This window comes from Sulfuriroseicoccus oceanibius (assembly GCF_010681825.2).
Lineage (GTDB): Bacteria > Verrucomicrobiota > Verrucomicrobiia > Verrucomicrobiales > SLCJ01 > Sulfuriroseicoccus > Sulfuriroseicoccus oceanibius.
Window position 1 is genome coordinate 1,320,815 of record NZ_CP066776.1, and the last position, 18,480, is coordinate 1,339,294.

Consider the following 18,480-nt stretch of genomic DNA (forward strand, 5'->3'; position numbering starts at 1 on the left):
AAATGAAATGGTGGCTCGACCCAGATTCGAACTGGGGACACACGGATTTTCAATCCGTTGCTCTACCAACTGAGCTATCGAGCCACCTTGTCTTCCGTTTCCGTTGGGAAGCGGAGCGGCATAATATTCGGCTGCGCGTTTGGTGCAAGTGGAAATTGCTTCGAATTTACGAAATTTCTGCGGATTCGTGGTTTCGCGGGGGGCGGATCGTGACTTGCGGTGGGCTGGATCTCTGGAATGATGTGGGTGTATGAAGATTTCCGCGAATAAAAGGATCCTGGTGACAGGAGGGGCTGGCCTGATTGGCAGTGCGTTGATTTGGAGGCTCAACCAAATGGGCTGCGACCGGATCCTGGTCAGTGATCACCTGAATTTGGGCGAGAAATGGAAGAACCTGGTTCCGCTTCGCTACGAGGACTACATCGCGGGCGACGACCTGCGCGCAAAAATTGCCGCTGGTGAGGATCTTGGCCAGATCGATTTGATTTTGCACATGGGAGCCTGTTCCGCAACGACCGAGAAGGATTCTGATTATCTGATGCGCAACAACTACCAGTACTCACAGGAGTTGTGCCGCTACGCACTCAAGCACGGTGCCAAGTTTGTCTATGCTTCGTCGGCGGCGACCTACGGCGATGGCGCGAATGGAATGGACGACGCCGGTGAGCTCGAGCCGTTGCGTCCGCTCAACATGTATGGGTACTCAAAGCACTTGTTCGACAAGTGGGCTCAGCGCGAGGGGATTCTCGACAGGATTGTCGGGTTGAAGTTCTTCAATGTGTTTGGCCCGAACGAGAACCATAAAGGAGAGATGCGCAGTGTGGTGAACAAAGCGTTCCATCAGATCCGCGAGACGGGGCGGGTTTCTCTTTTCAAGAGTCACCACCCGGACTACGAGGATGGCAAGCAAATGCGGGATTTCCTCTATGTGAAGGACTGCGTGGAGATGACCTTGCATCTGGCGTCGAGTCCGTTGGCGGGTGGTTTGTACAATTTGGGGTCGGGCAAAGCGCAGACCTGGCTGGATTTGGTAGAGGCGATTTTCGCCGCACTGGACATGGAGCCGAATATCGACTTCGTGGAAATGCCGGAACATCTGCGCGGAAAGTACCAATACTTTACCGAAGCCAACGTGGCGCGCTTGGAGAAGACGGGCTACACGGCCGGCACGCGTCCGCTCAAGGAGTCGGTGCGTGATTACGTTCAGAATTACTTGGTCGCTGATTGTTTCCTCGGCGATGGGGCTGACGAATAGAGTGCGTTTTTCAGGCGGGTGGAGATCAGATTCTCCACTCGCTCAATGCACTTGCGGAGAAGGATCTTGAGGAGTAATCTGCCGCCGTGATTGAGAAATCCGACAGCCGACGCTCAGGGCGTGACCTGTTTGAGCAGATCGTCGCCAGCAAGTTATTCGGTGCTTATCGCAAAGCTTTTGAGAGCGCGACAGGTCTCCCGCTACGCATCGTGCGGGTGGGGGATTATTCTGGTCGTGATGCTTCGGTTGCCGGAGTGGATCGAAATGCGTTCTGTACGATGGTCCGTGAGACGGAATCCGGATGTGCTGAGTGTGTCGAGGTGAACCGGGTTTTGCAAAACACGGCGATGAGCGGAGCCGCCTCCACGCGCTGTTTCGCCGGGTTGGTGGAGACGATGGTGCCGGTGCATCACGGGGGCGAGGTGATTGCCTTTTTGCGCACGGGTGAGGTGAGGGATGAGGTGCCAAGTGGTGAAGAAATCGATGAGGTCGTTGAGACCCTGCATGCGGTCGTCGAAGATGATGACCGGGTGGCAGCAATGGTCGAGGCTCTGAAGGAGGCTCCGACCCAGATGACGAAAGACCGATATGCCGGCGTGGTGTCGTTGTTGGAGGTTTTTTCCGAGCAGCTTTCCGAGCACTTGAGGGAAGTGGCGATCCGTCGGATGAGCTCCGAGCCGGAGAGTGTGCGGCGAGCGCTGGAGTACATAGAAGAGAATTTGGAGGATCCGATTCAGCTGGAGGCCGCTGCGAAAGCTGCCGGGCTGTCGGTGAGTGCATTCAGCCGTGCATTCAAGGCTTCGACGGGGCTGACGCTGATCGAGTACGTGAACCGGAAGCGCATCGAATGGGCGCGACGTGAGTTGTTGCGCCGTGATGTCCGGGTGTCGGAGATTGCCTATAAGGTTGGCTTTTCCTCGTTGTCGCAGTTCAACCGCACCTTCAGTCGGGTGGAGGGCATCTCGCCGACGCAGTATCGCAAAGAGAAGCAGGTGATTTCCTGACGGTTGTTTTCTAATTATGGAAAAAGCCCCATCGACCTTGTGGCCGGTGGGGCTTTTTTTGATTCGATTTGCCGGCTTGTTAATGAGCCGGGTAGCGGTCGAGTAGTTGTTGGATGGCTCCGGAGAGCTGGGCTTCGTCCAATGGCTTCTCGATGGTGACCGCGATGCCTTCGTCGACCAGTCTGTGCGTCTCCGATGTGAAGCTGCGCGAGCTGGTAAGGATGATGCGTTGGTTGTCGTGAAGCTTGAGGATCTGAGTGAGTGCAGTGAGACCGTCCATCACTGGCATCCGCAGGTCCATGATGACGAGAAGGTAGCGGTCCGGCCGCGCTGAGATGAGGTCTACTGCCTGCTGGCCGTCGCTAACGGCATCCACCCGGAGACCGAACTTACGTAGAATGGCAACGCCTTCGGCGCGCTGGACGCTGTCGCTTTCGGCGTAGAGGACGGTGCCGTTGAGCTGCAATAATGGGCGAACGCGTGCAGTGTGACGCTTGAGGTCGCCCTGGTTGCGGCTTGGGAGTGAGATGTTGACGACGGTGCCGTGGTCGATCTCCGACGTGACTTTGATGGATCCTTCGTGGGCTTCGATGGCGGTTTGCACCAGGGTGAGCCCAAGTCCGCGGCCCTGAGCCTTGGTGGAGAAGAATGGATCGAAGATGTGGTCGAGCGAGCGGCTATCGATTCCGCATCCGGTGTCGGTGATGCGGATGAAGACGCGGGTTTGGTCGTCTTCAGAGAGTTCGCTGTTTTGCTGGTTTTGCGATGGAGCGACGGCGATCCCGGTTTGGATGCGGATCAGTCCGGTGCTGGTGACCATGGCTTCGGCGGCGTTCAGCAGCACGTTGTAGATGGCCTGTTTGAGTTGTTCTGCGTCGCCCTCCACGACAGGGAGGCCGCTGGCGAAGTCGGTGACGATTTCGATCTTGTCGCTGATGCTGTGGCGCAGCTGGGCGATGGCTTCGAGGAGGATGATGTTGATACTGGCCAGGCCGATGTTGCCTTCATTGTGGCCGGAGTAGAGGAGCATTTCACGGCAAAGGTCCGAGGCTTTGAGGCCGTCGGTTTCGATGGATGCGAGGCAGTCATCGATCGTGGTGTGGGTTTCCGCCTGGGTGCGGGCGAGCGATGCGTTGCCGAGGATTGCGCTGATCAGTTCGTTGAAGTTGTTGGCTACGCCGCTTGCAAGGATGCCGAGGCTCTCACGCTTCTGGGCGCTGAGGAGTCGGCGCTCAAGCAGCGACTGCTTGTGGTCCAGCGCTTGTTTGGTGATGGCTGTGCTGAGAACTGCGCCGACAACGCGCAGGGCGTCGATTTGGTCGGACGACCACGACTGCTTGGTGGTGTGGTGGTCGAAGCGCAGGAAGCCCCACAGGAGGTCTTGCTTGAACAACGGGATGATCAGAAGTGACTCCACGCCGATGGCTTGGAGCTTTTCACGGTCCGGTGTGTCGAAATCTGGCAGGGATCCGGAAATCTCCGCGCCCTGGCGCAGCGTGTCGATCCATGCTTGGCAGACGAGTTGTTGGTTTTCCTTGGTGATCTCCTCGTAGCAAGAGATGTCCACTTCATTTGGCTGTCCTGCAACGTTTTGCCAGACGGTGACCGCTTCGAGGTCTGGTTCGTCTGCTTCGAGGCGTTGGCGGACGAGGGAGACGCGGTCGATTGTATTACACTCGAGGAGCGCTCCGAGGAGGCTGCGGGCTTCTTGCTCCCACTCCGAACCTTGCATGAACTCAAGCGACGAGTTGGCGAGGGCTCGCAGAACGACTTCACGTTCCTGAAGCGAGGTCTCTGCTAGGATGCGGCGAGTGACGTCAAAGATGAATGATGTCGTGGTGGCTGGGTTGCCTTTTTCGTCGTGGACGATTGTATTTTGCCATTGGGTGGCAACAACCTGACCGTCTTTGGTCTGAGTTTGCCAGACGCGGGAGGTTTCCTCGGAGTCGGTGGCCAATGGATTGCCGCTTGGGCAGGTGAGGTGTCCGGCTGCTGTGGCTGGGATGAGGGTCTTGATCGGCATGCCGAGCGCTTCGTCCCGGGTGTAGCCGAAGATGCGCTCTGCAGCGGGGTTCCACGCGACGACCTTTTGCTGGGTGTCCCACTCGATGATCGCGGTGGCGGTGTCTTCGAGGAGGGCTGCAATGCGGCGTTGGGCCTGTTTGAGGCGGCTCAGCTGGGTGCGTTGCTCGGTGATGTTGCGTCCGACGGTGAGGACTCGGACGATCTGGCCTTCGTCGTTGCGGACTGGAACTTGGAGGATGTCGAGGTGGATCTCCTCGACATTGCCGGCGGCTACCGTGACCGCTTCGAAGCGGTTGCTGGTGGCGCCTTGGGCGATGGCATTGAAGCCCTCGGCGATCTGCATCAGGATCTGACGTGAGTGGCCGGAAACGGTGCGGGCGATTTCCGCCGGGGTGCGGCCGTTGAGGTCTGCGCTGAGGACGTTGTGGGTACGTGGGTTGGAGTAGCGGAACTTGCCCTCGCGGTTTTGCAGCATCATCAAGTCCGGCGAGCGCTCGAGGATGGAGTTGAGTGTGCGGTTGCGTACCTCAAGCTGGCGTTCCGACTCGGCCAGTTCCTCGGTGCGTTGGGTTACTCGGTTCTCGATGACCGCTGTATGGCGCGAGAGGATGAACATGACCACCGCCGCGAGGCCGATCGTGGAGAGCGACAGAATGAGGAGGATTCTTGGCAGAGGGCTCTCGTGCTGCTGAATCCATGCGAGGGTTGGGTTGAAGAGGACGCTCAGGGTGTCGCCTCGGACGTCGAGCAGGTATTGCTGCGAAGGAGTCTCCTCAGGGTCCACCATGGCCGGGGAGCTCTCGCCTTCGCGGTAGATGGCATTGCGCCACATGATGAGGCGTTGCTGTCCGTCTGCGTTTTTATAGGTGACGCGGACGTCATGGCTGAGGGCGAGCTCGTTTGGCAGGGTGTCGTTGATCAGGCTGCTGATGCTGATGAACGAGAGAAGGGTGAATTGAGCGGCGTTGTCGCTCTTGGGTGGAGCTGCATACCAAATGAGTTGGTTGGTGCCTTCTTGGGACTCACTGAGAGGGAGGGAGTCCAACAGGATGCCACCTGAGAGAGTCTTGGAGGTGTCGATGTCGAGGTTGGGCTCGGTGGAGGATAGCCAGAGGCTGTCAATTGCGGAGCGCAGCGATCCCTTTGCGGCGATGTCGACGATTTCAAGTGGTGCGTCTGGCGTCGAGCGGGAGGCGAGAACCAGCGCGGACGATGCGGGGAGTCCTTCAAGGACTCGTGGTGCGTTTAGGCGGAAGGTGGTGCCGGCGGATTCGATCGACTGCTGGTCGCCGATGTTGGCGGCGAGCATTTCGATGTTTTGTCCGATGTGCTGTTCCTTTTCGCTGAGCGTGCGGCCGATCGAATTGACGTCGCGCGCGACCAGTTCGCGTAATGAGTTGCCGCTTCCTGCTTTGGTCAGGTGGTTGACGACGATGCCGACGGCGACGGCTACGAGGAGGACGCCGACAATAGCGAGAGAGCGGCTGAGTCCGTGGCCCTGGGTGCGTCTCTTTTTCTCACTGGGTGGTGAGGTAGGCACTTGGGCAGTCCATTGCGCGGACTTCGCGGAAGAAGGCTTGGGAGATTTGCTCATGCGGGGGAATTTGGGGCGCGGAGGGTGTCCGCGCCCTGTCATGCGTGGGAGAGGATCCTAAGCTTGTGCAATAGAGCCCGCGGTGAGTAAAGGTGAATCGGCGGTGGCGTAGGTCATTTTTCAAACCTGCGAAGCTCGATTTCGGTGATGATGATGGTCTTTGAAAAAGGTCAGCGGTAACTTTATTGGGGATTTTTTCAAAAAGGGAGATTGGCAGTTGACGTAGGGGTGTGTCAGTTGGCACTGTCTGCGCTCGCCCCCGCGCATCTCAAGGATTCGTTGCCAATTTTGGTTGGTGGAAGTCCGTGGTTACGAGGGTCAAAAATCTCATCAAATGCGTGCGATTAAGGGTTGCGCCCTCGCTGGATGTTTGCTGAGACTCTCTAGGATTTTTTTTCAATGAGCGAACGCTATCAAATTAAGAGCAAGATCGGCCAAGGCGGTATCGGCGCGGTTTACAGGGCACTCGATACGCACTTGCAACGAGAGGTCGCCATTAAGCGCCTCCTCCCCCCCGATGAAAGTGAGTCTTTCGATGAGGATCCTACCCAGGGGTTGATTCGTGAGGCGACCACGCTTTCCACGTTGCAGCACCCTAACATTGTGTCCGTTTATGACGTCGGTCAGGATGATGACGGTGCGTTCGTGGTGATGGAGCTAGTGGACGGTGAGACTTTCGAGGAAGTGGTCCAGCGAGGGTTGCTGACTCTTGAGGATTTCAACGAATTGGTCGGGCAATCGCTTGAGGCGTTGATTGCTGCACAGGATAAGAACCTGGTGCACCGCGACATCAAGCCGACCAACCTGATGGTGAAGTGGCTGCCGAGTGGGCGCTTCCAGTTCAAGTTGCTCGATTTTGGATTGGCAAAGTTCAGTCCGCGTCCGTCCAAGCAGACGATTGGCTTGGGAGACTCGATCCTCGGCTCGATCCACTTCATGGCTCCAGAGCAGTTTGAGCGTCGTCCATTGGACTGCCGTACCGACTTGTACGCCATCGGTTGTATTTACTACTTCGGTTTGACGGGCCGCTATCCATTTGATGGCGAGACCGCAGCTGAGGTGATGGCTGCGCACTTGCAGCACAGCGTGACGCCGTTGGAAGAACACCGTCCGGACATTCCGCGCCGATTCACCAACTGGGTGATGTGGATGATCAGCCGCGAGGTTGAGGATCGTCCGAAGGATGCAAAGCATGCGCTTGATGTTTTCTTGAACCCGAATGCGAACATTCCGGGCGCTAGCTCGGGAGCGACAGGGCGTCTGGTGGTGCCGGCCGGGGCGGTTGCGGGAGCAGCAACCCCAGGAACCGGGGCTGTGAATCCGGGAACCTCCGCTTATGTGAACCCAGCTACAGGGCAGATCGCCACGGCTGGGGGAACCGGGCCAGTTCACCCGGGAACAGGGCAGGTTTCGACGGCTACAGGTGCCTACGGTGCGGTGGCTCCTGGTGGAGGTCCTCCAAAGTGGACGATTTCAACCGGACCTGTGACCGGAGCTACTCAAACTGTTGTGGGTGGTGGCAAGCCTGTCGATATGAAGAAGCGCTGGGCGCTGATCGGCGGTTTGTCTTTGCTTGCGTTGGTTGGTGGCGGCTCTCTGTTGGGCATGTTGCTCGGCGAGAGCGATGAGGAGAAGTTGGCGACTGTTGTTGCACTGATGGAGAGCGACGACCGGACCGGTGGTGACGAGACCGTGAAGCTTTTGCTGCCTTATCTTAACCCGCCTAAAAAGCTCAAGGTGAGTGATCGCGACGCACTGCTTCAGCGCGTTGAGGATACACTCAAAGAGCTTGAAGGTCCGGGTGTGGATACCGCTTTGATGAACGCATTGGACGAGTCGACCTCGACCAAGGTGCGCGAGAGTTTGATGACCGTGTTGGTCAACCGGAAGGTGGAAGACGCCAAGCCGATGTTCCTCGAGATCGCGTTGCGCGGTGATGAGGATCCGGCATCCGAATGGGCGACTCAGGCTTATGGCTTCATGACCGACGACGTGGAAGGGACGATCGATCTGATCGATTTGCTCGCGACCACAGAGAGTTCGGATGTTCGCCGTGAGGCGGAGAAGCGAGTGCGTCAACTAATGTACGAGTTTTCGCAGGACAAGCGCTCGAGGTTGGCGACGACCTTGGCTGAAGGTGTGGATCCAATCAACGATCTCAAGAGCCGCCAGGCTTGTGTCCGTTTGCTGGGGATGACCGGCACCGGAGCCGCTGCAGACAAGCTCAATAGCCTCTTGAAGAGTACAACCGATCAGGAGCTTCATCTTTCCGCGTTGACGGGATTGGGTGAATGGCCTGATGACTCGCAGGTTGAGGCATTGTTTGAGCTGGCGTCGAATGGGCCGAGCCCGGAAGTGGAGAACGGTGCATTCAAAGCGTACATCATGACGATTGCGCAAGAGCGTGCTGGACGTGACGATGACCAATGGCGTTCTTGGTGGACCCGGGCGTTCACGCTGAGCGGTTCGGATACCAACCGCAAGATGCTCATGGTGCAGGGTCTCGCAGGCGTTGGCCGTGAGTGGTCGCTGGACCTTTTGGATCAGATCGGCGCGGACCCTCGCTTCAGCCCGCAAGTGCGGCAGGCGAAGTCCCAAGTGCGCGACGCGCTCTCGAAGTAAGTTTATATAAAATGGCCGGCACTGCAGATCGCGGTGCCGGCCATTTTTTGTGTCATCAGGTGGGATGGACACAAAACACCCCGGAGCCGCAGAACGACGCCGGGGTGGATGGTGATTCGGTCTGCTTAGTGGCAGAGAGGGTGGATCATCTTGCAGATGTATGGGTTGAGCTCGTAGGTCGAGGACAACACATCGTCGATCGGCTTGGTTTTGACGTTCAAGCTGTCGGTGACGGTGACGAACGAGCGCTCGCCGTCGAGCAAGGCTTCCACTGCGGTGTGGGCGAACTCGAATGCCATGCGGCGGTCGAGGACGGTAGGTGAGCCACCGCGCTGGATATGGCCGAGGATGGTCAAGCGGGCTTCCATGTTGGTTTTGCGCTCGAGGGTTTCAGCGATGTTGCGGCCTTCGGCGACGCCTTCGGCAACGACGGCGATCGAGTAGAGGCGGCCCTGAGTGATCTCGTCGTTGAGGCGGCGGGTGATCTGATCCATGTCGTAATCGACTTCTGGAATGAGGCAGACTTCTGCGCCTGAGGTCAGGGCGCTCATTGCGGCGAGGTAGCCGCAGTTACGTCCCATCGTTTCGATGACGAATGTGCGGCGGAAAGATGCGGCGGTGTCGCGGATGCCGTCGATGGCTTCACGGATGACGTTGAGAGCGGTGTCGACTCCGAGGCAGTAGTCGGTGCATGGGATGTCGTTGTCGATGGTGGCAGGGATGCCGGCGACGGCGACGTCTGCTTCGTGCGACATGACGCGGGCTGCGTTGAACGATCCGTCACCACCGATGATGACGATTTTGTCGATGCCGCGCTTTTCGAGCTGTTCGTAGGCGATCTTGCGGTACTCCGGATCACGGAAGCGCTGCGAGCGTGACGAGCGGAGGATGGTGCCGCCGCGGAACAAAATACCGGAAACCGCGTGTTTGTCGGCTTCTACGATCTTTCCGTCCAGCAGGCCGGTGAGGCCGTCGTAAATCAGATAAGGCTTCTCGCCCTTCTCGATCGAATAGTCGACAAAACGCTTAACGGCTGGGTTCATTCCGGCTGCGTCTCCGCCGGAGGTCATGACTGCGATACTCATCGTATGGTGTGCGTGAAATTGCGGGGATTCTCTTCCACTGAGAACTACGGTCGGATGCGGGCACCTGCAAGCGGGAATCCGGCGGGTGGCAGCGGCATCACTGATAATCTTGGCATTGAGGCTTGAACAAAAAATGCGGGCCGATATCGTTTTTTCTGATCGCGGTAACGGATTCTCTCCGCGGCGACCACCATTGAGATTTTGGTGAGATTCTGAGACAGGTAGCCAGGCTGGTACCGCGTCCAATCTTGCCGCACGGATCGTTTTATCTAGTGACCGTGCCCTTCAGGATGCTGTTATTTTCAACCGACATTGACGGAACCGTTTACGATGGCGAGCAGAGCGCTCGGCTCTTTGCTGGTTTCTGGGCGGAATTGAAAAGCGAGCGTGGTGGTTATCTTGCCTACAACACAGGCAGGGCATTGGATGATACGCTGGGGTTGATCGCATCGACCCCGCTGCCCGAACCGGATTTCATCATCAGCGGGGTGGGGACATCGATCTACGATGTGCGGGGTGAGCGCTTGGTGCAAGGCTTCCACGACCATCTCAACGAGGGGTGGGATCCGGAATTGGCGCACCGGGTGGTCGAGCAATCAGTGAGCGACGGCTTGTCCCGCCAACCAGACGAGTGTCAGAGCCAACACAAGCGGAGCTGGTTCTGGCATGGGGCGTCCGCCAGCGGGTTGTCGGCATTGGAGCAGGCTTTGGTAGGTGCAGGGTTGGCTACGCAGGTGGTTTATTCTTCGGCGCGGGATTTGGACGTCATTCCAGCTCGGGCGAACAAGGCCAATGCACTGTTGTTTTTGATGCGGTACTTGAACTCTGCGGTCGCCCGCACGCTGGTGGCGGGGGATTCGGGAAACGATGCCGCAATGCTGGCGCTGGGGGAGGTGGATTCGATCGTGGTGAGTAATGCGGAGGCTGCCTTGATGGAAAGGCTGCAGGGCCACGAATGTTTTGTTGCCAGCCAACCGTGTGCCAGCGGGGTCATAGAGGGCTTGAAACACTATCTTTCATCATAACAATTATGAGCAAAAAAACTGACGGGTTGTATCTTGTTCACATCTCTATTCACGGGCTGATCCGTGGCGGCAATTTGGAGCTGGGGAGAGATGCTGACACGGGTGGACAGTGTAAGTATGTGCTCGAGTTGGTTGAGGCGCTGGCCGAGCACGAGCGGGTTGGGAAAGTGGATTTGCTAACGAGGCAGGTGATCGATCCGAAGGTGAGTGTGGATTATGCCAATCCGGTGGAGATTCTGTCCGACGGGGTGAGTATCAAGCGGATTGCAGCAGGGCCTCGTCGCTATCTGCGAAAGGAGTCGCTTTGGCGGTATCTTGATGCGTTCATCGATCAATCGCTGGTGGCGTTTCGGAAGGCGGAGCGGTTGCCTGATTTGATCCACGCGCATTATGCTGACGCAGGATATGTGGGGAGTCGGTTGGCGTCGCTGCTGGGGTGTCCGTTTGTTTTTACCGGGCACTCGCTGGGGCGGACCAAACGGCAGAGCTTGCTTGAGAATAGTTCTGCTGAGGTGATTGAGCGTCGTTACAATTTGAACGCGCGGATTGAGGCGGAGGAGCGGGCGTTGGAGGCGGCTTCTTTGGTGTGTACCAGCACCCAGCAGGAGATTGAATCGCAGTACGGCGGGTACGAGCATTATGACCCGGCCAGGATGCGGGTGATTCCTCCGGGAGTGGACTTGTCGCGATTTGCCACGCCGGAGCAGGCGGAGGTGGCACCCAGTGTGGTGGAAAAGGTTGAGCGGTTTTTGAACCATCCCGAACGGCCGACTGTATTGGCGATTGCACGCGCGGATGAGAAGAAGAACCTGCGCACACTGGTGAAGGCATTCGGTGAGAGTGAAACTCTGAGGAACCAAGCCAACCTGGTTATTCTGGCGGGTAACCGTGATAGGATCGCGGATTTGAATCCGGGCGCGCGGAAGGTCTGGAATGAACTGTTACAATTGATCGATCAGTACGATTTGTATGGATCGGTGGCGATTCCCAAGCAGCATGAGTCCGACGAGGTTCCGAGCTTTTACCGCTATGCGGCGGCGAAGAAGGGTGTGTTTGTCAATTGTGCGCTGACCGAGGGGTTCGGTCTCACTTTGATCGAAGCGGCTGCCTCCGGGGTGCCTATTCTTGCGACCAATGACGGTGGTCCGCGCGATATCATCGGCAACTGCAGTAACGGCAAGTTGATCGATCCTCTGGACGTGGATGGGTGGCGCGAGGCACTGGAACAGATCGTGACGGATCGAGATCAATGGCAGCAGTGGTCAGAAAATGGTCTCAAAGGAGTGCGTGATCACTATTCGTGGAAGAGCCATGTGGACCGTTACATGGAGCAGGCTTCCGGCTTGATCGATAACATCACGCATCCGGACATGATCCATTCGAAATCGCGCACGGCGATTCCGTTGCAGGATCGGATGATTTTCACCGGCTTGAACGATGAATTGATGGATGGCGATGCGGAGGCGATTGCCGAGTTGCGTGAGATGATTGAGTCCAACCACACCCGGATAGGGTTTGGTCTGGTGACCGGGCGTACGCTGGACGAGGCCAGGCGGCTCATCGCCGAGTTGAACCTGCCATCACCGGACGTCTATATCACGCAATTGGGGGCAAGGATTCATTACGGATCGCGTTTCGTGGAGGACACCCAATGGACGCGGCATTTGAGTGACCGCTGGAAGCCTGACGAGATCCGTGAGGTGATGGACTCGGTGGACGGGCTCACGCCTCAACCCGAGGCGGATCAGCATCGGTTCAAGATTTCCTATTTCTATGACGGCTCGATCGCTCCTTCGCGGCGTAAGATACAGCGGATGCTGCGTGAGAGAAAGATTCCGGCCAGGGTGATGTTATCGGATGGGGCGTTTTTGGATATCGTGCCGTTGCGGTCTGGCAAGGGGCATGCGGTGAGGTATGTGGCGATGCGCTGGGACCTACCCTTTGACCGGGTCTTGTTTTATGCGCGGCGAGGAAGTGATCACGGCGCGCTGTCTGGGCATTTCCTGAGTGTTTTGGGGGCGGATCATGCGCCCGAATTGGAGCGATCCGAGCATTTGCCGCGGGTGTATCTGGCGCAGCAGCCGAATTTCCGCGGGTTGATAGAAGGGATCCACGCCTATCAGTTTACGACGGATGTGAGGGTGCCGGAGAGCGCGAAGGGAACGGATGACCCGAGTGAGACCGATGCCGTGTTGAGTGCCGATATTGTGGCCCATTGTTCCGATAACGAATAGCAGAACCAGACAACTAAAGTAGAATTGGATATGCAAATGTTAGATCAATCGCAGGCGGGGCTGCTTGGAGGAATAGAGGCAGGGGGGACGAAGTTTGTTTGTGCGGTGGGATCTGCTCCTGACCAGATATTGCAGCAGGAGACGTTTCCCACGGAGGACCCTGAAACGACGATGCGCAATGTGGTGGGCTTTTTTAAGGGCGCGCAAGAGCGGCATGGTGTGATCGAGGCGGTGGGGATCGGGACGTTTGGTCCGGCGGACATTCATGTGAAGTCACCGGGCTACGGGTCGATTTTGCAAACGCCGAAGGAGCACTGGGAGGGAGCGAACATCGTGACCTCGTTGTTGGATGGGTTGGGATGTCGGATTCCCGTCGCCTTTGACACGGATGTGAATGCGGCGGCTGTGGGGGAGTCCGAGTACGGAGCAGGTCGGCAGTACCGCAACCTGGCGTATGTGACGATAGGTACGGGAATTGGCGGCGGCGTGTTGATCGACGGCAAACCGCTGCACGGAAGGATGCATCCGGAGATCGGGCATATGTCCGTACCTGATCTGGAGCATCTGGTGGGGAAGGACACGAATGTTTGCCCGTTTCATGGGTCCTGCCTTGAGGGGCGGGCTTCTGGGACGGCGATCCGAGCGCGCTGGGGAGTGCCGGGCAATGAGCTGCCGGCGGATCATCCAGCGTGGGATTTGCAGGCGCAGTACTTGGCGCACGGCGCTGTGGGGATCACAGCTGCCTGGTCACCGGATTTGATTATTTTCGGAGGCGGCGTGTCCCAACAGGAAGGCCTGATGGACCGGGTGCGGGGGCATTTTGAGAAGTTGGCCGGTGGGTATTGGTCGCTACCGCCGCTGGACGTGTATTTGCAGACGCCGGAGCTGAACCAACAGGCGGGGATCGTGGGGGCGCTGACGCTGGCGGGGCGGTTGTTGGACCCGGACCGGACCAATCATTGAACCATTAAGAACGAATAACCTGATAGATAGAGAGGAACGTAGTGCTTCACGATCAAACCAAGTATGACCGTACGATGCGACGCCTTCGCGGGATGTTGGAGTCGCGATTTGCCGAGCAGAAGGAAACGTGTGAGATCGAGCAGAAGGAGAACTGTGAGTGGGAAGCCTTCATGATCCGGCTCGAGGAACGGTTTCCTCATTTGCTGGATCAGTTGTTGGAGTTGTACGGCTCGAACTTTGATTTCTACTATCATCTCGAGCGCTTGGTTGAGATCATGGGGGCTGCTTTCCTGCAGCGGTCACCGCAGCTGAAGATATCGGATGCGATGCGCGAAGCCGACCCGCATTGGTTCCAGCGCGGGCATCTGATCGGTGCCATGGCTTACGTGGATTTGTTTGCCAACGATCTGGTGGATCTGCGCAAGCACATCCCCTATCTACAGGAACTGGGCATCACCTACCTGCATTTGATGCCGGTGTACAAAACGCCGGATGGTGATGACGACGGCGGCTATGCGGTGAGCAGTTACCGTGAGCTCGATCCGACACTCGGAACCATCGATGAACTGAAGACTCTCGCGGATGAACTGAGGGAGAAGGGGATTTCGCTCGTGCTCGACTTTATCTTCAACCACACCTCGGACGAGCACGAGTGGGCGCAGCGGGCCAAGGCGTCGAGTGAGGACTATCAGGACTACTATTTTATGTTCGACTCACGGCGCGAGCCGGACGAATACGAGAAGCATTTGCGCACGATTTTCCCTGAGGAGCATCCGGGAAGCTTCACGTATATCAACCGCTTGAAAAAGTGGGTGTGGACGACCTTCCATACCTACCAGTGGGATTTGAATTACCGCAACCCGGAGGTCTTCAATGCGATGGTGGCGGAGATGCTGCATTTGGCGAACCTGGGCGTGGACGTGCTGCGACTCGATGCGGTGCCGTTCTGTTGGAAAGAGAAGGGCACGGGGTGCGAGAACCTGCCTGAGGCGCATTTGGTGATCCGTGCCTTCAATTCGGTGGCGTCGGTGGTGGCGCCCGGAGTGGTGTTCAAGTCCGAGGCGATTGTCGCGCCGGATGAAATCAGCAAATACATCAGTCCGGAGGAGTGTCAGGTTTCCTACAATCCCTTGTTGATGGCGTTGCTGTGGGAGTCACTGGCGACCCGTGATGTGAAGCTGCTCAAGCACTCGATGAAGAAGCGTTTCCACATCGACGCGGGCTGCGCGTGGATCAATTATGTGCGCTCGCACGATGATATCGGCTGGGGCTTCGACAACTTGGATGCGGAGGAGTTGGGGATGAACCCACACGACCACCGCAACTTCCTCAATCAGTTCTTTTTTGGGCGGCATGAGGCGAGCTTTGCCGAGGGTGAGCCATTTCAAGAGGACGCGGTGACCGGGGATGCACGGGTTTCGGGGACTTGTGCCTCTCTGTGTGGGCTAGGGCGTGCCCTGAAGTCCGGGGATGAGGCGGAGGTGCGCAAAGCGATCGACAGGATCTTGCTGATCCATGGTGTGATCTTCACGATTGGCGGGATTCCTTTGATCTATTTGGGCGATGAGATCGGGATGCTCAACGACCACTCATACCAGAAGGATTTGGAGAAAGAGGGGGATTCACGCTGGTTGCACCGACCTAAGTTTGATTGGGAAAAGGCGGAGCTGCGCAATGTCGAAGGGACTCCTGAGTACGACATCTACCACGGGTTGCTGCGCTTTGTGCGATTGCGAGGAAGTAACCCGGCGATCGCCAGCGGCGACACCGATATGGTCGAAACCGGAAACCCTCATGTGTTCGGCTACTTCCGTACCAACAGCGAACAGAGCGTGCTTTGTTTGGCGAACTTCAGTGAATCGGTGCAAGTCGTCGAGGGGCGCAGGTTGCGCCAGCTTGGTCTGAAGAAGGCGTTGGTGGATCTGGTCAACGGGCGGTCGGTCATTGCATCGCATACGCTGGAGTTGGCTCCTTACCAATTTGCGGCGCTACTTGGATGATTTGTGAGGCTTTCTCTCGGGTTGATTAGTCGGTTTCACCGCTTAGGAGTATCTGCTACCGTAGTCCGCCCGCTTTGCGATCGAGGTGGGGCACGACGACCATCGCCAACCCAAGATTTCCCATGCCAGGTTCCCGTCCACGCGTTCCCGCCAAATTCAACCCGCATCCATTTGCCTATCATGAGGAAGTGGAGCTTCAGATCCATTCGCTGACCAATCTTGGGGTGGGCGTGGCGCGCCATGGCGAGGATCAGTGGGTCGTGTTCGTTCCATTCGCGCTGCCGGGTGAGACGGTGCTGGCGCGCATTTTCCGCAACCATAAGAGCTACTCGGAAGCGGACTTGGTGCGGGTGATCGATCCTTCGCCGAACCGGGTGGAGCCTGTTTGTCCGTTGTTTGGAACCTGTGGTGGTTGCCAGTACCAGAACTTCAAGTACTCCGAGCAGTTGGTGTGGAAGCGCCGACAAGTCGAAGAGTTGCTACAGCGGATGGTGGGTATTGAGGCGGAAGTGCAGCCGGTGATCGCCTCGCCGAAGGAGTATCACTACCGCTCCAAGCTGACGCCGCACTTCCAAAAGCCACGCTGTGGTGAGCTGAGTGAAATCGGGTTCCTGAAGCAGGGCCGGCGTTACGATCTGGTGGACGTGGAGAGCTGCCCGATCGCGATGGACCAGATCAACGAGCGGTTGATCGGTGTGCGGGCGGATGTGCGCTCCCGCGGGTCTTCTTTCAAACGTGGTGCCACCTTGTTGCTGCGCGCTGACAAGAATACCGTCCATACCGAGTCCGACGCTATTGCCGAGGAGGATGTGGAAGGTGTGACCTTCCGCTTCAAGGCAGGCGAGTTCTTCCAGAACAACCCTTACATCCTGCCGAAGTTCACCAGCTTCGTGCGTGAACAGGCAGCAGCAGGCGGAAACAAGTATCTCATCGACGCTTACTGTGGCAGCGGACTCTTCGGATTGACCTCGGCGCGTGCGTTCGATCAGGTCGCGGGGATCGAAGTCAGTGAGGCCGCGATTGATTGGGCGAAAGCCAATGCCAAGGCCAATGGCATCGAGAACGTGCGCTTCATCAACGGCAGTGCCGAAGCAATTTTCCAGGATGTTCAGTTCCCTGGCAGCGAGACGACGGTGATCATTGATCCGCCGCGGAAGGGAAGTAATCAGATGTTCATCGACCAGCTGCAGGCGTTTGGTCCGTCGCGGGTGGTCTATGTGAGCTGCAACCCGGCCACGCAGATGCGGGATTTGAAGGAGTTCCTGGAAATTGGCTACGAAATTGAGAATGTGCAGCCGTTCGACCTTTTCCCTCAAACCCGCCATCTTGAGTGCATCGTGACGCTGCGGAAAGCGTGATTTTCGACGAACTCCGGCGCGAGCCTTGGTTTCACCTTGGTTGGAGGTGGGTGTGGTTTTGAATGTGGCTCATTATTAATGGGTTGTGGGTGTTGATTGTTCGGTTTTGTTGAATGATTTTATGCTAAAATCGGTGATTATTTTTCAACGATTTCCCTGCCTGCGGCGTTATACATATAGAGCGTGATTGACTCTTTGGCCGAGCTGCAAAGCGAAGTTGGGGAGCTGAAAAACCGCTCTCAACTGTGTTGAGGTTGATGGAGTTGAGGGTCGGTCCCATGGATGGAGGAATCGGGACCGGCCCTCATTTTTTGTGCTCAAATGTAGGGCTGGAGTGGCTTGCGCAGGTGGCGCTGCTTTGATTCAATCGCAGGCCATGGCTAGATTGGACCACGCACTCGAAGATGATTACGAGGATGTCTTGCGCAAGGCGGCGCATGGGCATGGCGAGGACGCGGCGTCGCTCGCAGAGCGGGCGGGGATCGATGAAGAGGTGGTGGCTGCGGCCTTTGCAGGTAGGGAAGGATCTCCAGATGTGCTGCGCTTGTTGGCGCCTTTGGTCGGCTTGGACGCCGGAAGGTTGGTTGCGCTGGCTCGAGGAAGCTACGTGCCGCAGGCGGATTTGCCGGATGGGGTCGCGGAAGTCTCGATGGACTTTCATGGCCTGCCTGTACACGCATGGTTGGTGGAGGATCCTGCCAATCCGAAAGACGTGATAGCGATCGATACAGGGATCCGTCCGGAGCCTCTTTTGAATGCGTTGGTGCATGGCGGCTTTAATTTGAAGGCGATCTTCATCACTCACATGGATCCAGATCATGTGGGGGGCGTGGAGGGCGTGCTGGAGAAGTTCCCGGAAGCGGAATTGTGGTCGCCAGAGGGAGAGGGCTATGCGCCCGGTCGGCATTTTCAGGCCGGGGATGTGTTTGCCTTTGGTGGGCTGAAGCTGAAGATGATTTCGTCCCGCGGGCATGGTCCGGCGGCGGTGAGTATTGCCGTCGAGGGATTGGATGCTCCGGTGGTGATGGTGGGCGACGCGATCTTCGCGGGATCGATCGGGCGGCCGCGGCATGGCTTGGAGTTGGCGTTGCGCGAGATCCGGGAAAACCTGCTCAGCTTGCCGTCACGGACGGTTTTGTGTCCCGGTCATGGCGCGTTGACCACGGTGGGGCAGGAGCTTGCGCACAACCCGTTCTTTGGGTGACGAAGCAGGGGGGCGTTGGCTTGTGCGGATTTTTGAGAATTTGCGCACGGCATGGTGCGGATTTCTTGGTTCCCGCTGGTGATTCCATGCATTCGCCTGTGGTGGATTGAC

The 18,480-nt window shown here is 57.6% G+C and carries 11 protein-coding genes and 1 tRNA gene; 9 read left to right on the forward strand and 3 right to left on the reverse strand.

Features of this window, described 5'->3' with window-relative positions; genetic code table 11:
- Nucleotides 1-8: 8 nt before the first annotated feature.
- A tRNA-Phe gene (locus tag G3M56_RS05200) sits at nt 9-84 on the reverse strand.
- A gap of 166 nt (nt 85-250) precedes the next feature.
- Here G3M56_RS05200 and rfaD point away from each other — a divergent pair.
- Both rfaD and G3M56_RS05210 read left to right on the forward strand, forming a co-directional pair.
- On the forward strand, nt 251-1,255 hold the full coding sequence (gene rfaD / locus G3M56_RS05205) for an ADP-glyceromanno-heptose 6-epimerase (protein ID WP_164364163.1): 1,005 nt from the start codon (nt 251-253) through the stop codon (nt 1,253-1,255).
- A gap of 86 nt (nt 1,256-1,341) precedes the next feature.
- Complete coding sequence (locus tag G3M56_RS05210) at nt 1,342-2,259, forward strand: helix-turn-helix domain-containing protein (RefSeq protein WP_164364165.1); 918 nt, start codon at nt 1,342-1,344, stop codon at nt 2,257-2,259.
- Nucleotides 2,260-2,338: 79 nt separating this feature from the next.
- On the opposite strand, the gene G3M56_RS05215 is transcribed toward G3M56_RS05210, so the two are convergent.
- Entirely contained in the window at nt 2,339-5,878 is a 3,540-nt protein-coding gene (locus G3M56_RS05215) for a PAS domain-containing sensor histidine kinase (protein WP_164364167.1), read from the reverse strand.
- Nucleotides 5,879-6,277: 399 nt separating this feature from the next.
- On the opposite strand from G3M56_RS05215, the gene G3M56_RS05220 reads away from it, so the two are divergent.
- Complete coding sequence (locus G3M56_RS05220) at nt 6,278-8,500, forward strand: protein kinase domain-containing protein (protein WP_164364169.1); 2,223 nt, start codon at nt 6,278-6,280, stop codon at nt 8,498-8,500.
- Nucleotides 8,501-8,625: 125 nt separating this feature from the next.
- Here G3M56_RS05220 and G3M56_RS05225 read toward each other — a convergent pair whose 3' ends face one another.
- Nucleotides 8,626-9,585 (reverse strand): 6-phosphofructokinase, encoded by a 960-nt coding sequence (locus tag G3M56_RS05225; RefSeq protein WP_164364171.1) that lies wholly within the window; start codon nt 9,583-9,585, stop codon nt 8,626-8,628.
- A 290-nt stretch (nt 9,586-9,875) separates the two neighbouring features.
- On the opposite strand from G3M56_RS05225, the gene G3M56_RS05230 reads away from it, so the two are divergent.
- From G3M56_RS05230 to G3M56_RS05255, 6 genes are all read left to right on the forward strand, one after another.
- Nucleotides 9,876-10,610, forward strand: a complete 735-nt coding sequence (locus G3M56_RS05230) for an HAD-IIB family hydrolase (protein ID WP_164364173.1) — start codon at nt 9,876-9,878, stop codon at nt 10,608-10,610.
- A gap of 5 nt (nt 10,611-10,615) precedes the next feature.
- The gene (locus G3M56_RS05235) at nt 10,616-12,844 is read left to right on the forward strand and encodes an HAD family hydrolase (RefSeq protein WP_164364175.1); all 2,229 of its coding nucleotides are present in this window, start codon (nt 10,616-10,618) and stop codon (nt 12,842-12,844) included.
- A 36-nt stretch (nt 12,845-12,880) separates the two neighbouring features.
- Nucleotides 12,881-13,807, forward strand: a complete 927-nt coding sequence (locus G3M56_RS05240) for an ROK family protein (protein ID WP_164364177.1) — start codon at nt 12,881-12,883, stop codon at nt 13,805-13,807.
- Between the two features lie 74 nt (nt 13,808-13,881).
- Nucleotides 13,882-15,807 carry an amylosucrase gene (locus tag G3M56_RS05245; protein ID WP_164364179.1) on the forward strand — a complete coding sequence of 642 codons (1,926 nt, stop codon included), beginning with the start codon at nt 13,882-13,884 and terminating at the stop codon, nt 15,805-15,807.
- Between the two features lie 122 nt (nt 15,808-15,929).
- On the forward strand, nt 15,930-17,165 hold the full coding sequence (locus tag G3M56_RS05250; RefSeq protein ID WP_164364181.1) for a class I SAM-dependent RNA methyltransferase: 1,236 nt from the start codon (nt 15,930-15,932) through the stop codon (nt 17,163-17,165).
- A 376-nt stretch (nt 17,166-17,541) separates the two neighbouring features.
- Entirely contained in the window at nt 17,542-18,369 is an 828-nt protein-coding gene (locus G3M56_RS05255) for an MBL fold metallo-hydrolase (RefSeq protein ID WP_164364183.1), read from the forward strand.
- Nucleotides 18,370-18,480: the final 111 nt, after the last annotated feature.